Raw genomic sequence first — 13,646 nt, 5'->3', positions numbered from 1 at the left:
CTAGACCTCTCCGGGCTCGTCGCCGCGCGCTCCGTTCCGCCCGCCGGACTCGGGCCCCGCTTCCGGCGGGCCGTCACGATCGGTGTCACGGGCGGTGTCACGGCCGAGGCCCGAGCCGGGCCCCGAGTCCGGCCCGTCGAGGGTGACGCGCGGCGTCTCCTCGGGGTCGGCGAACCTGCGCCGGTTGCGCAGCCAGGTCTCCACGGACCGCCACGCGTTCTCCGAGACGGAGCGGGCCACCTCGACGGAGACGACAAGGATGATGTCCTGGATCAGCTCCCCGCTCATGCCCTCGGTCTGGGTGAGCGAGTCCTTCCGCCCCACGCCGAGCTCGTGCCGCTCCCGCGCCTCTTCGAGCGCGGGCGCGCTCTTCAGCCAGGTGTGGAGCGCTTCGAGGTCGTCCCTGCGGGTGTGGGTACCGCTGACGCTGATCCGTAACTCGACCGTTTCCCCGCTCCGTCCGGGCTCCTGCCCGCCTGCTTGCGCCCCGTCTGTCATGCGCTCTGCCCCCATCGGCACCGTTGCCGCCGCCCCGCGATGCAGCGATCCTGAAGCGATTCACTGAACACACGAGTATTTCACGCGGGTTGACACAGGGCACCCCTTTGTACCCACTCCACTCACGAGCCGTGCGGCAGCGGAACCCCCCACCCGGGACAACCGCGTCCGGCGCCGCGCCGGGCGGGCTCGGACAGGCTCAGGCGGACTCGGGCGGCAGTGCCTGCTCGGCCCAGACGGTCTTGCCCTCGGGCGCGTACCGGGCACCCCAGTGGCTGGCGAGCTGGGAGATGATGAAGAGGCCCCGCCCGCCCTCGTCGACCGTCCGGGCATGGCGCAGGTGCGGAGCCACGGGGCTCGTGTCGCGGATCTCGCACGTCAGTCCACGGTCGAGGATGAGACGCAGTTCCAGCGGCGGACTGCCGTAGCGCACCGCGTTGGTCACGAGTTCGCTGACGATGAGCTCGGCCGCGTAGCGCGCGTCCTCGTCGAGGTTCCAGTCGGCGAGCTTCCGCGTCGTCAGACGGCGGGCCGCCGCGGGGGCCGACTTGTCGTGCGGAAGCTCCCACGCGGCGAAACGGTCCGCGGGCATGCCCTGGGTCCGCGCCAGGAGCAGGGTGGCTCCCTGGAGGTCGAGCGTGTCGGGCAGCGCGTACGCGGCCGCGTCGCACAGCTCCTGCAGGAGGCGCTCGGGGTGAGCGAGCACGCGGCGCAGGGCGCCGGTCGAGGACTCGGCATGGCTCTGCATCGCCCGGCTGTAGAACGCCAGCATGCTGCCCTCGCTCAGCGTGAACGAGGAGGTCGCGAACGGTGCCTGCTCGGGGGAACCGAGCGACGGTCCCTCGGGCAGCCCGACCACCGACGCGGAGCCGTCCGGGCCGATCACGAGCGGGGCCGGATGCCCGGCCGACGCGACCGTGCACGTACGGCTGAACGGGTCGTACGTGGCGTACACACAGGTCGCCGCGAGCGGGCTCCTGTGCAGCGGGTCGACGAGCGGCAGCTCCGCGCGCTCCTGCGCCAGTCGGCGCGAGGTGTCGTACAGGCGCGCGAGCAGCTCGTCCGGCTCCAGATCGAGTGCGGCGAGCGCGTTGACGACGGTGCGCAGCTGGCCCATGGTGGTGGCCGCGTGGATGCCGCCCTCGGCCACCTCCCCGATGACCATTCCCGTGCGGGCACCGGACAGGGCGATCGTGTCGAACCAGCAGCCGCTTCCTCCACCGGGCATCAGCAGATGGGCCGTCTCGACACCGGTCCGTGTTGCCGGGTGCCGGGGAAGGAGCCTGCGCTGGAGGGTGCTGGCGATGGTGTGCTCGTGCACGTAGCGGCGGGCGTTGTCGATGCTGAGGGCGCTCCGCGAGGCAAGTGTCGAGACGACCGGGAGGTCTTCGTCGCGGAACGGTTCGGAGTCGTTGCACCGGTAGAGGCTCACCATGCCCAGGATCGCTCCGCGCAAGGTCAGCGGTGCCACCAGGAGGGTGTGGGCGCCGACCGAACGGATCGAGCGGGCACGCGCGAGGTCGGCGTCGGCCCACGGGGCGTCCTTCAGGGGGACCAGGCGCGGCTGGAGATCGGACAGCACCCGCGCGTAGGGCGTACCCGGCGCGACGGCCCGCACGTCTCCCACCGGGTGGGCCGGATCGGTGCTGTTGCCGCTGGCGGCGGCACGGCGCAGCGGAATCCCGGGGGCCAGCGGGAACGGAAAGGGGTCTTCGCCGCGCAGCACCCCGTCGACGACCTCGACCACGGCGATGTCCGCGTAGTCGGGTACGAGTGCGTCGACGAGTTCGTGGCAGGTGGCCTCGACATCGAGCGTCCGCCCCACGCGGTGACGGACCGAGGACAGCGCCGCCTCCCGGGCCTTCGACCGCTCCCGATCGGTGGCGTCGACCACGGCCACCCCGACCCCCAGTGCCTCCCCCTGACGGTCCTGCAGCCGGAACGCCGACAGGGACAGGATGCGCAGGCCCGCCGATCCGTCGGCCGGCCGGGCCCGGAACGAACGCTCCGCGCCGTCGCCGTCGCCGTGCAGCGCCTCACGTACGAAGGCCTCCACACCCTCCGCGTCCACGAAGCCGCACACCTCGGCGAACGACCGCCCGCGAAGCCGCGCGACGACGGCCTCGTCCTCGGACGGACCACTGACGCGCATGACGTGGAGCTGCGGGTCGAGCGCGAGGACGCGCACCTTCGACTGCGTGAAGAGTGCTTCCAGTACGGCCGGTCCCACTTCGTCCTTGCCGGGCCCCCCGCCACCCGTGTCGGGCCAGATGCCCCAGCCGCCCTGCGGCCCCGGCAGCGGCTGCAGCCGCAGGGAGGGTCCCCGTCCGGCGCCCGCCTCCCGCAGCACCCCGCCGCCGAGAACCGCCATGACGTGCTGTCCCACCGCGGTGGCGGCCGTGAGGCCGAAACGCTGCTCGGCGCGGCTGCTCCACCCGGTGACCACTCCGGCGCTGTCCACGACCATCAGGGGCGTGTCAGCCATCAACCCAGCTCCTTCGCCCCCTTCACGGGACCCGGGAGCGGGCCTCCGTACACCGACACCGACGCCCCCAGGATCTGCCCCCTGCCCGACGCCCGCGACCGGAGCCTGGGCCGGACGCGGTACGGGCCCACCCATCGGAATCGGAAAGGTTGACCCGGGCCACCGATCACTTTCGGGCGCGGCCGCAGTCATAGACGCAACAGAACGCAACCTCACCCGACGGCATACGAAAACGAAGAGGACGCAACGACATGACCGAACCGGTAAAGGGTCCCGCGAGCTACTTCCCGTCGATCGAGAAGAAGCACGGCCGCCCGATCGCGGAGTGGAAGGACCTCATCCGCACCTCACCCCTGGCCAAGCACATGGAGCTCGTCTCCTGGCTCAAAACGGAGCACGGCCTGGGCCACGGCCACGCCAACGCCCTGGTCGCGCACACGCTCGCCGAGGACAAGGCCGAGTAGGGGACGCCCGGCCTGCCGGGACGACTGCTCGGCAGTCCGGGCAGATGGGACGCCAAGCGCCCCACTACCACTTTCCTCACCCCGAAGGACGAGTAACTCCACATACGCGCAATTCACCGACATCCGGGCGACACCTGCGCCACACTCTGGCTCCCGAACAACGACAGAGCGGACAGGTGGGTCGGATGGCAGGCCCGGTCGGCCGTACGAGGGGAAGGCAGGGCCGGTGCTGAACGGACTCGGACAGCTGGGGAAGTCCGTCCGAAGGCGGGACATGCTCAGGTACGGCGGCCTCGGCCTGCTCTCCGTCGCACTGGCAGCCTGCGGTGGGAAGAAGGACGGCGACGAGGCGCCGGGAGCGGCCGGCAATCCCGCCAGGCCGACGGTCACCGGGGCCGCCGTCCAGGCCTTCGTAGCCGGCGCATGAAACCTCGCCTTCACCCCGCAGGGGCAGGTCAACGACGAGTACAGACGGATCGAGATCACGGGCCGCAACTGGATCCTCGACGGGGACGACCTGATGGGCTCCTTCGAGCTCACCGGAAGCGAGCTCGTGGTCCGCATCGACAACGTGAGTACGGAGAACGTCTGGGCAGCCACCGGCATGCCCGGCACGGTCGGCGACAACGCCTCGCTCACCCTGCAATGGGGCCACTCCGCAGAATCCGCCCCGGTCGACGCCGGCTCCCCGGTGGACACCACACCGTCCCCGCTGCCCGTCACCTGGGACGGCACCACACTCAGGATCCAGGCCGGGAACGGCGTACTGATCACCGCAGTACGCGCCTGACACCCCCACCGCAGCCCCCGTACGGAGCGCTTCCGGCCAGAGCGGGGGCGCTCGGCTGCGCGGGCAACGGCGAATCATGTCAGCACCTCTTGATACAACTGCACGCGTAGTGCGTGACGAGATGAGAGGACTCGGCAATGCCCAGCAACTTTTCAGATGCGGCGCCAGTTGTCGGGCTGTACGAGACGCTCATCACGCGTCGACTCGCAGAGCGAATCAAGCAGTTCGGTGCGACGGGCCGGCACTCCATCGATGCGCCCGTCGGCTCGGAATCTGCGCCTCATGTGCTTTCGCGCCACGTCGGCGACACTGTGCGGAAGGTGCTTCAAGGGCTGTCGCCTGCGGAGCAGGTACTCGCCGCCAACCACATCTTGGAGTCCCTCAACACCATCGAGGGCGCGACTCAGTGGGTCGATCTCGTCACTGAAGGCCCACGGCAGCTCCTCGCCGTCGCCGAGCAGGAAGCTCCCGGCGTGTACGCCATACGCCCCGCGACTCCGCTCTCCGATACGGCTCTGATCACCAACTCACCTGAGGATCCGAGTCTCGGCTTCGAGCTCCGAGCCGAGCTGGCCACCGCCGATCGTGTTGATCTCCTTTGCGCGTTCGTGAAGTGGCATGGGCTCCGCGTTCTCGAGCAGGCGCTCGCCTCCGCTCACGCTCGTGGCGTACCCATCCGCGTGCTGACAACGACGTACATCGGTGCCACCGAACGTCGCGCCTTGGACCGACTCGTCCGTGACTTCGGCGCGGAGGTGAAGGTCAACTATGAACTCCGCTCCACCCGGCTGCACGCCAAGGCATGGCTCTTCAGACGAGGTAGCGGCTTCGACACGGCGTACGTGGGCAGTTCGAACCTGTCCAAGGCCGCGCTCCTCGATGGGCTGGAATGGAACGTACGGCTGTCGTCGGTTGCGACACCGTCCGTCCTGCGCAAGTTCGAGGCCACCTTCGACGCGTACTGGAGCGAGGAAGCCTTCGAGCTGTACGACCCCGACAGTGATGCCCAACGGCTCGACGAGGCGTTGTCACACGCGGGCGGCTCAAACCAGCTTGCCCACAAGAACATCACCCTCTCCGGCCTGGAGGTCCGCCCGTATCCGCATCAGCGGGACATGCTCGAACGCCTCGAAGTAGAGCGCACCGTGCACGACCGACACCGCAACCTGCTCGTCGCCGCAACGGGTACCGGCAAGACGGTGTTGGCCGCGCTGGACTTCAAGCGCATCCGTCAGACCCTCGGCCGCGATCCGCGCCTACTCTTCGTCGCTCACCGCAAGGAGATCCTCGAACAGTCCCTTCGCGTCTACCAGAACGTCCTCGTCGACGCCAACTTCGGCGAACTCTTCTTCTCCGGGGAGATCCCCGACGATTGGAAGCATGTATTTGCTAGCGTCCAGTCGCTCAACACACGTTCGCTGGAACGTTTTACTCCCCATCACTTCGATGTGATCGTGATCGACGAATTTCATCACGGCACATCGCCTACGTATCGAAGGATCCTCGATCACTTCGCACCACAGGAACTCCTCGGCCTCACAGCCACTCCTGAGCGCATGGACGGCCTGAACGTCCAGGACGAGTTCTTCGACGGCCGTATCGCTGCGGAAATGAGGCTCTGGGAGGCTCTGGAAAACGAACTCCTCAGTCCGTTCCATTACTTCGGCATCACGGACAACACTGACATGAGTGCCGTCGCGTGGAAGCGCGGAGCATACGACTCAGCGGCTCTCAGTAACCTGTTCACCGGCAACGACGCGCGGGCCAGGCTCGTGGTTCAGGCAGTGAAGGACAAGGTCACAGACCCCGGATCCATGCGCGCTCTGGGCTTCTGCGTCTCAGTCGCTCATGCCCACTTCATGGCTGACTTCTTCCGTCGTGCCGGCCTCAGTGCCCTGGCCCTCTCCGGCGAGACACCCCGCCACGAGCGAAGGGGCGCCCTCGAAGAGCTCCGAGCAGGCACACTGCAGGTGATCTTCTCGGTAGATCTATTCAACGAGGGTCTGGACATCCCCGATGTCGACACCCTGTTCCTCCTGCGTCCCACGTCCAGCGCCACCGTCTTCCTCCAGCAGTTGGGGCGCGGACTCCGCCGGACCGAGAGCAAGGCCGTGCTCACGGTTCTCGACTTCATCGGACAGCACCGCAAGGAGTTCCGCTTCGAAGAGCAGTTTCGCGCTCTCACCAATCAGACGCGGAATCGCCTGCTGACGAGCATCGAGCAAGGTTTTCCCCAGTTGCCTTCTGGCTGCCAGATCATCCTTGAGAGCAAGGCCAAGGATTTGATCATCGACAACATCCGCAACCAAATCGGCGTCAACGTCACACAGCTAGCCCGCGAGGTAGCTTCATACGGCGAAGCTCATCTCGCTGACTACCTCAAGGAGAGCGGCCGGGAGCTCAAGGAGCTCTACCGCGGCAACGGGAACTCCTGGACGGGACTGCTCCGGCGCGCCAAGCTCCTCAATGTAACCGGCCCTGACGGTGAGGATGCGCTCCTCAAACGCGTCTCGGCGTTCCTTCACGTCGACGACCCCCTTCGCGTAGCCGCGTACAGCAATCTTCTGGCCGATGGCTCCCCCGCCTACGACCAGCTGTCCGAACAAGACCAGGCTTACGCCCGCATGTTCTTCTTCTCCCTGTGGCCACTGGGCGGAGGATTTGCCGGCTACCAGGACGGTTTCGACACCCTCCGCGACCAGCGAGACTTCCGACAGGAACTCCGCCACGTGCTCACCCATGTCCTTGACAAGGCGGACCACGTCCCCGTTCCTCTCCTTGGCCCCCATGCCAGCCTGCCTCTGTCGGTCCACGCCTCGTACAGTCGCTCCGAGATCCTTCCGGCACTCGGACTGTCGACCGTCGGAGGCTTCATGCCTGGACACTTCCAGGAAGGCGTGCGGTGGTGCGCAGCTATCGAGACCGACGCGCTCTTCATCACACTGGAGAAGGACGAGCGGGACTTCTCCCCGGAGACTCGATACAAGGACTACGCGCTCAACGACTCCTTGTTCCATTGGGAATCCCAGAACGCGACCTCAGAGACGTCCGCCACAGGCATCCGCTACCAGACGCACTCCGAGAAGGGCACCACGGTGCTGCTGTTCGTCCGACGCTACAAGAGGACTGACATCGGCGGGCCGCAGCCATGGATGCTGCTGGGCCCAGCTCAGTACGTCAGCCATAAGGGCACCAAGCCGATGGGTATCGTCTGGAAGCTCCGCCATCAGATTCCGGCCGATGTCTTGACCTACTCAGCCATCGCCGCAGGCTGACAAGGCACCTGTTTCGGAACGTCTCGAACGCTTCACCGTGATCAACTGCCGCTACATCTCTTCTGCACGATTCACCCATTGAGAGCGATGCTGTTCCAGGCATTTTGTTCGCTATGAGTGGCTCAAAGCAGTCGCCCCGCTCTCCCAATTACCCTTTCAACGCAGCTACCTGCCGGGCGCGCTCACCGAGGTCTCGCACCGCTCGGACCTTCTGGTACGGAGCGAGTCGCTTCCGCATGGTGTCGAAGTGATCGTCACCTCGGGCGGTCGCCAACCCCACGTAGTCGTCGAGGAAGGTGCTCCAGGTAGAGCACGCCTCTTCGATGTATCCCAACTCATGCTGTCGTTGCGCCAGCACTGCATGGGCGTGGAGGCGGCCTTGGCGCTCTTGCTTCGGCTGGGAACGGATCGAGGTCTTCAGGGCCGCAATGGATCCTGGGAGATCCTTTGTCTCGTAGAGGACGTGGCCGACGTGGAACTGGTACGCCGTCTGGTCATACCCCCCGATGGACTCCCGTCGGGAGTCCGCCTTGGAGAGGGCAGCCTCCGCCTCCCCAAGCCGTGCGAACGCCTGCTTCCGGTCACCCACCATCGCTGCCGCGTGTGCTTGTTGGCCGCGAAGGAACGCAACCAACCTCGGGCCCGCCTTCGGCGCAGCTTCAGCCGCGGAGTCCGCCAGCCTCAAAGCCGTCCGACCATGACGCAGGCTCGTCGCCTGCAGGCTCATGCCTCGGAGCGTCCGGCAGTACGTCACATGGTCACCGGCTTCCGTTGCCAACTGCAGCGCCTTGACGTAATAGCGCTGTCCCAGGCCGTGTTGCCGCTCGTACATCGCCATCCAACCGGTCAGGTACGTCAGGTCCGACGCTGCGGACAGCATGTCCCGCTTGACTGGCTCAGTGGCTTGGGCGCGGAGATACGGCGCGACGGTGTTGACGAGGAAGGCCGCAGCCATGGGCCGTGCGTGCCCACCACCGAGCTCGTCGAGGATGTCCGCAATGCGATCAGTCATGGTCCGCACGGTCGCCACTTCGGCCGTTCCGATGCGGCCGGTGGGTTTTGTGGCGCGTTCCCGCTCCTCCGCGTGCGCCTCACCGACAAAGAGGGGTACAGCAAGGGCTGCCGAATACACTCCTGCGGCGAGGACACCGCGTCGCGAGGGGTCCATGTCGGTTCTTCCCAGGTCCAGGAGCGACTCGACGGTGTCCCCTTCGTTAGGGGTCTCGCTGTTCCTCGGCTGCAGCAGGCCGGCCTCGGCATGCGTCAACGGACGGCCGATCCTGCGCTCGAGAACTTCCAGGATGATCCGTCTGACCTGTTCCCTCGGCTGTGTCCCGCTCAGCCAATGGGACACAGCCGAGTGGTCGTATTTGAGAGTCATGCCGAGTTGAGCACCCATACGATTCACAGCGTTAGCGAGCTGCGTACGTGACCATTGCGCCTGCTCAAGCAGGCTTTCGAGTCCCGTATTGCGGTCGCTCTGGGGTTCCTTGGCCATTGCCAGCTCCCGGAGAATTCACGGCTTTCACGGTCAGGCCTCCTACTCACGGTACCCGGACACACACGTCCCGCAGTTAGCTCTTCACACACCGCAATCAAAAGCGGCCAAGAGAGGAGCACGTGATGACCGCCGTGACAGAGAGCCATGGGCCCGGTCGTGACCCCGTCGTCGGGTCCGATGCCTCACCGCTCGACCTGGAGGGGATCAGCGACTCCGTGGACGAGGCACTGGCCATCACGCTGTGCATGCCCGCTCGGGAGGACATCGACCGTATGGCTGGCCGGTTGCGCGGTGCGCTGAACCTGTTCCTCACCGAGGACCCCGGGTTTGCCAGGGCACCAGAGGGACAGCAGATGCTCCAGACTGCACACCGCCTGTTGGAGTTGAACGCCCGCCCCGATGCCGAGACACCTCAGTTCACGGCCTTCGAATACGTACGTGACCTCGCCCGCCTGACCAAACGCTTCGTCGCTCTCTATCGAGAGAGCCATCCTGCGGAGGAGCCCAATGACTCACCAGAATCGTAAGAAGGCCCCACTGCCCGTCCGGGAGCCCGGCGCAGCGTTGCGACACTTCCTGCGAATCGGCGCCGCTGCCCGTCGAATTCATGCTCCGGAAACGGACGACACCGGTCTGTCGACCCCGTACCCGGTCTACGGACGCGATCGGCACGGGGCCAGGCCGTGGTGATACGCACCGACCAATTCCCGCGCAGTCCTCCTGCGCACGTTGCCCAGTCGTTCTCCGTCCACCGGAAGGATTACGCCCGCTAGGGCGGCCTCGTCGCCCACAACGTGCGTCACCGCGGCGGCGATCCGGCAATGCGCGGCTTCTAGAGCCGCTTCAGGTTCCGGTCCAGGATCGCCCTGAGCCGGTCCACGTCCGTGGGGTCCTGCGCCCCCCGCTTGGGCGTCACCGCGATTCCTGCCGCTCGGTCGCCGCCCACCAGAACGAAGAGGTCGGGGGTCTCGAGGTACTGCCTGAACACCGTCCATTCGGCGGTGAAGGACACGCGCTCGCCGGTGCTGACCGCACCGCGGTCGTCGGCCACCATGCGGCACTCCCCGTACGGCTCCACGATGCTGAACATCCGGCGTGCCATGGTGCGGAGCCCTCGTACGGTGCCCCAGTACGCGATTCCCACGGAGAGCACCATCGAGATGATCCACACGGGCAGCGAGGCATCGCGGATCGCGGCGAAGACGACCACGGTCGCAGCCGCCACCAGCGGGGCCAGCAGTGCTTGGGCCCGGCCCGCCGGTGTCCGGCGGGCGCGTGCGCGGAGCGCTTCCTCGAAGTCCGCGGCCGTGGGCCGGTAGACGAACTCCGCGACCGTGCCGCGGTCCGTGTCCTGCTGTGAAGGGTCCCCACCCGCGATGTCCATAGGCGGGGATCTTATGGGTTGCCCCGTCACCGGTACGCCGGTGGGCGTCGGGTGGGCGCGGGTGGGGTGGTCTGCGCTTCGGCTGCCGCCACTTCCTCGGTGCCGGAGGGTCCGTGTATCGCGGGCATATCGAAAATCGCATACGCCGTGACAACAGGCCTGCGCCTTCAATGGCTGCCATGGTCCACAACGCACCTCTGTCAGTACCGCCCCGCCGCACGCGCAGGATCGTGTTCCTCGTCCTGGCGTTCCTCGGCGTGGCGAGCGCCCTGTTCGTCATTCGCAGGCCGCTGCTGATGACCGCTCCGAGGTGCATGGCCGGGCGGTGGCACGGCTGCTGGGACACGTTCAACGGTGTGGTGCTCATGACGCTGGTCGCGCTGCCGTTGTCCGTGCTGGTGGTGTGGGTTCTGGCGCGCCTTCGGCGTCCCGTCGGCGTCCCGTCGGCGTGGCGGAAGTCGGTGGCCGAGGTGGGCATGGTCCACGGGACGGTGCCGTTCCTCTGGCTGACCATGATGCCGGGCGGCGGGGCCGGTATCGTCCCCGCCCGGGTGAGCCTGGTTCCGCTGCGGGACCTGGTCACGATGGGGCCGCTGGGGATCGTCGGCAACCTGCTGGTCTTCGCGTCGCTGGGGTTCTTCGCCCCGATGCGGTTCGCGGCACTGGCTTCCCTGCCGCGGGTCCTGGCCCTCGGGGCGGGCTGCTCGGCCCTGGTCGAGACCGCGCAGTACGTCCTGGACCTGGACCGGGTGTCCTCCGTGGACGACGTACTGGTCAATGCCGCCGGTGCCGTACTGGCCGCGCTGGCGTCGCGCCGCTGGTGGCGTACCAGGGCGCAGGCGCCGTCGGACCGGCCGCGCCCCGAGCCGGTACCGGCGGGCTGAGTCGTGTGGCCGGTGGGCGCGCGACTTCGCATGCGTCGGCGGTACGGTCTGCTGCTTAGGCTTCGGACATGCGCGTACTGATCGTGGAGGACGAGCCCTACCTGGCCGAAGCCGTCCGTGACGGCCTGCGGCTGGAGGCGATCGCCGCCGACATCGCCGGCGACGGCGATACCGCCCTGGAACTGCTCAGGGTCAACTCCTACGACCTCGCGGTCCTCGACCGCGACATCCCCGGCCCCTCCGGCGACGAGGTCGCCCGGCGCATCGTCGCGTCCGGCAGCGGCATCCCGATCCTCATGCTCACCGCTGCCGACCGGATCGACGACAAGGCCTCCGGGTTCGCGCTCGGTGCCGACGACTACCTGACCAAACCGTTCGAGCTGCGGGAGCTGGTGATGCGGCTGCGGGCGCTCGACCGCAGGCGCGCGTACGCCCGGCCACCGGTCCGTGAGATCGCGGGCCTGCGGCTCGATCCGTTCCGCCGGGAGGTCTTCCGCGACGGCCGTTACGTCGCGCTCACCCGCAAACAGTTCGCCGTGCTGGAAGTCCTTGTCGCCGCCGAGGGCGGGGTCGTCAGCGCCGAGGAGCTGTTGGAACGGGCCTGGGACGAGAACGCCGACCCCCTCACCAACGCCGTGCGCATCACCGTCTCCGCACTGCGCAAACGGCTCGGTGAACCATGGGTCATCGCCACGGTGCCCGGCGTCGGCTACCGCATCGACATCCAGCCGGCGGCGGGCCACGCGGGAGGAGACCGTGGATAGGGCGCCCGGTCCGAGTGTGCGCCTCAAGCTCACCCTCAGCTACGCCGCGTTCCTCATGATCGCCGGAGCCCTGCTGCTCGCCGCGGTGTGGGTGTTCCTCCTGCGTTACGTCCCTGAGCAGGCGCTCATCGTGCCTGGTTCCACCGGCACCACCACCGGGGGTGTCTTTCCCGTCCGCTCCAACCTCCTGCGCGTCTTCGCTCCGAGGGCGGCCGCGGTCCTGGCGTTCCTGCTGGTGCTCGGCCTCCTGGGGGGCTGGATCCTCGCCGGCCGGATGCTCGCGCCTCTCACCCGGATCACGGATGCGGCACGGATGGCCGGAAACGGGTCGCTGTCCCACCGGATCCGCCTGGAGGGCCGCCAGGACGAGTTCCGTGAACTCTCCGACGTGTTCGACTCGATGCTCGAACAACTCGAGTCGCACGTCGCCGAGCAGCAGAGGTTCGCCGCGAACGCCTCCCACGAACTGCGCACCCCGCTGGCGATCTCGCGGACGCTCCTCGATGTCGCCCGTAAGGACCCCACGCGGGACCGGGGCGAACTCATCGAACGCCTGCACGCTGTCAATACGCGCGCGATCGACCTCACCGAGGCCCTCCTGCTGCTCGGCCGCGGCGACCGCGGGAACTTCACCCGCGAGAGCGTCGACCTCTCCCTCATCGCCGAGGAAGCCGCCGAGACACTGCTCCCCCTCGCCGAACGGCGCCGGATCACGCTCGACGTCACCGGCGGGGCGGCCCCGACCAGCGGCTCCGCGGAGCTGCTTCTGCGGATGGTGACGAACCTCGTCCAGAACGCCGTCATCCACAACGTCCCGTCCGACAACATCCCCTCCGGCGGCACCGTGACGGTCCACACCGTGACGGTCCACACCGAGACGGTCCACACCGAGACGCACGGCGACATGAGCGTGCTGCGGGTCGAGAACACGGGCCGTCGGATCCCGCCGGAACTGGTACCGACCCTCACCGAACCCTTCCAGCGCGGAACGGAACGCGTACGCACCGACGAGCACGCCGGCGTCGGCGTCGGTCTGGCCATCGTGCAGAGCATCGTCCGCGCGCACGACGGGACCCTCGAACTCGTCCCCCGCCCCGCGGGCGGTCTCCTCGTCACGGTCCGGCTTCCCGGTACGCAAGGCCCCTTGCCTCAGGACAGCCATCGGATCAGCCCCTATTAGGCGGTAAGCCACTCGTGGGGTCGGCCGCCGTGCCGACGCACTGTGTCAGGGTCGTCGAGCGACGGGTGGACTTCGTCGGTTCCGGCCCTCCGGAGGAACTCGACCAGGTCTCGGTCGCTGTAGGCGATGCCGAGGATCTGGGTCCGGCCGCTGGTCCTAACGAACACTCGGCGGCCACCATCGGCGCTGGCTGGTGCACGGCGACGGGCGCAGTCATGCCTTCAGCCTGCTCCTGCTCCGCACCCACGTCAGCGTCGACGGACCCAGGCCCGGAGACCTCGTCTTCAGCCCCGGCAGCGACGGCTCCGACGCCCGCCCCGGATGCCCCTTCCGGGGGAAGGAAGTGCTGTGACGGTGCGGTGACATGGAGCGTACGGCTCCCGCACACCCTGTCCGTATGTTTCGTCTTGCAGCCCCGCCC

General features: G+C 67.7%; 13 protein-coding genes. 9 read left to right on the top strand and 4 right to left on the bottom strand.

Translation table 11 applies throughout. From position 1 onward, the window contains the following. Together OG844_RS31900 and OG844_RS31895 are read right to left on the bottom strand one after the other, a co-directional pair. The gene (locus OG844_RS31900; protein WP_406394952.1) at nt 1–498 is read right to left on the bottom strand and encodes a hypothetical protein; all 498 of its coding nucleotides are present in this window, start codon (nt 496–498) and stop codon (nt 1–3) included. Nucleotides 499–697: 199 nt separating this feature from the next. Further along, nucleotides 698–2,983, bottom strand: coding sequence for a SpoIIE family protein phosphatase (locus OG844_RS31895; protein WP_406394951.1), 2,286 nt, complete (start codon nt 2,981–2,983; stop codon nt 698–700). Nucleotides 2,984–3,234: 251 nt separating this feature from the next. Between OG844_RS31895 and OG844_RS31890 the strand changes: the two genes are divergently transcribed. The 4 genes from OG844_RS31890 (at nt 3,235) to OG844_RS31875 (ending at nt 7,512) form a co-directional block, all read left to right on the top strand. Beyond that, on the top strand, nt 3,235–3,447 hold the full coding sequence (locus OG844_RS31890; protein ID WP_406394949.1) for a DUF4287 domain-containing protein: 213 nt from the start codon (nt 3,235–3,237) through the stop codon (nt 3,445–3,447). Between the two features lie 226 nt (nt 3,448–3,673). Further along, a complete protein-coding gene (locus tag OG844_RS31885; protein WP_406394948.1) occupies nt 3,674–3,874 on the top strand; it encodes a hypothetical protein in 201 nt (66 codons plus the stop codon). 93 nt (nt 3,875–3,967) lie between these two features. Continuing rightward, nucleotides 3,968–4,237 (top strand): hypothetical protein, encoded by a 270-nt coding sequence (locus OG844_RS31880; RefSeq protein ID WP_406394946.1) that lies wholly within the window; start codon nt 3,968–3,970, stop codon nt 4,235–4,237. Between the two features lie 137 nt (nt 4,238–4,374). After that, nucleotides 4,375–7,512 carry a DUF3427 domain-containing protein gene (locus tag OG844_RS31875; protein WP_406394945.1) on the top strand — a complete coding sequence of 1,046 codons (3,138 nt, stop codon included), beginning with the start codon at nt 4,375–4,377 and terminating at the stop codon, nt 7,510–7,512. A 148-nt stretch (nt 7,513–7,660) separates the two neighbouring features. Here the strand turns inward: OG844_RS31875 and OG844_RS31870 are convergent, their stop codons facing one another. Continuing rightward, a complete protein-coding gene (locus OG844_RS31870; protein ID WP_406394943.1) occupies nt 7,661–9,010 on the bottom strand; it encodes a hypothetical protein in 1,350 nt (449 codons plus the stop codon). Nucleotides 9,011–9,135: 125 nt separating this feature from the next. On the opposite strand from OG844_RS31870, the gene OG844_RS31865 reads away from it, so the two are divergent. Then, on the top strand, nt 9,136–9,540 hold the full coding sequence (locus OG844_RS31865; RefSeq protein WP_406394942.1) for a DUF6415 family natural product biosynthesis protein: 405 nt from the start codon (nt 9,136–9,138) through the stop codon (nt 9,538–9,540). A gap of 305 nt (nt 9,541–9,845) precedes the next feature. Here the strand turns inward: OG844_RS31865 and OG844_RS31860 are convergent, their stop codons facing one another. Continuing rightward, entirely contained in the window at nt 9,846–10,397 is a 552-nt protein-coding gene (locus OG844_RS31860) for a hypothetical protein (RefSeq protein ID WP_406394941.1), read from the bottom strand. Between the two features lie 179 nt (nt 10,398–10,576). Here OG844_RS31860 and OG844_RS31855 point away from each other — a divergent pair, with 179 nt between their 5' ends. The 4 genes from OG844_RS31855 to OG844_RS31840 all read left to right on the top strand — a co-directional run bounded on the left by OG844_RS31855 (nt 10,577) and on the right by OG844_RS31840 (nt 13,577). Then, nucleotides 10,577–11,281 (top strand): VanZ family protein, encoded by a 705-nt coding sequence (locus OG844_RS31855; RefSeq protein ID WP_406394940.1) that lies wholly within the window; start codon nt 10,577–10,579, stop codon nt 11,279–11,281. A gap of 68 nt (nt 11,282–11,349) precedes the next feature. Continuing rightward, nucleotides 11,350–12,045: a response regulator transcription factor gene (locus OG844_RS31850; protein WP_406394938.1), complete on the top strand. Its 696-nt coding sequence runs from the start codon at nt 11,350–11,352 to the stop codon at nt 12,043–12,045. Further along, the gene (locus tag OG844_RS31845) at nt 12,038–13,225 is read left to right on the top strand and encodes a sensor histidine kinase (RefSeq protein ID WP_406394937.1); all 1,188 of its coding nucleotides are present in this window, start codon (nt 12,038–12,040) and stop codon (nt 13,223–13,225) included. The genes OG844_RS31850 and OG844_RS31845 overlap by 8 nt, the downstream gene beginning before the upstream one ends. Nucleotides 13,226–13,418: 193 nt before the next feature. Beyond that, nucleotides 13,419–13,577, top strand: coding sequence for a hypothetical protein (locus tag OG844_RS31840; protein WP_406394936.1), 159 nt, complete (start codon nt 13,419–13,421; stop codon nt 13,575–13,577). Nucleotides 13,578–13,646: the final 69 nt, after the last annotated feature.

The organism is Streptomyces sp. NBC_00887, assembly GCF_045207585.1.
This window is presented reverse-complemented; position numbering and strand designations above follow the sequence as displayed.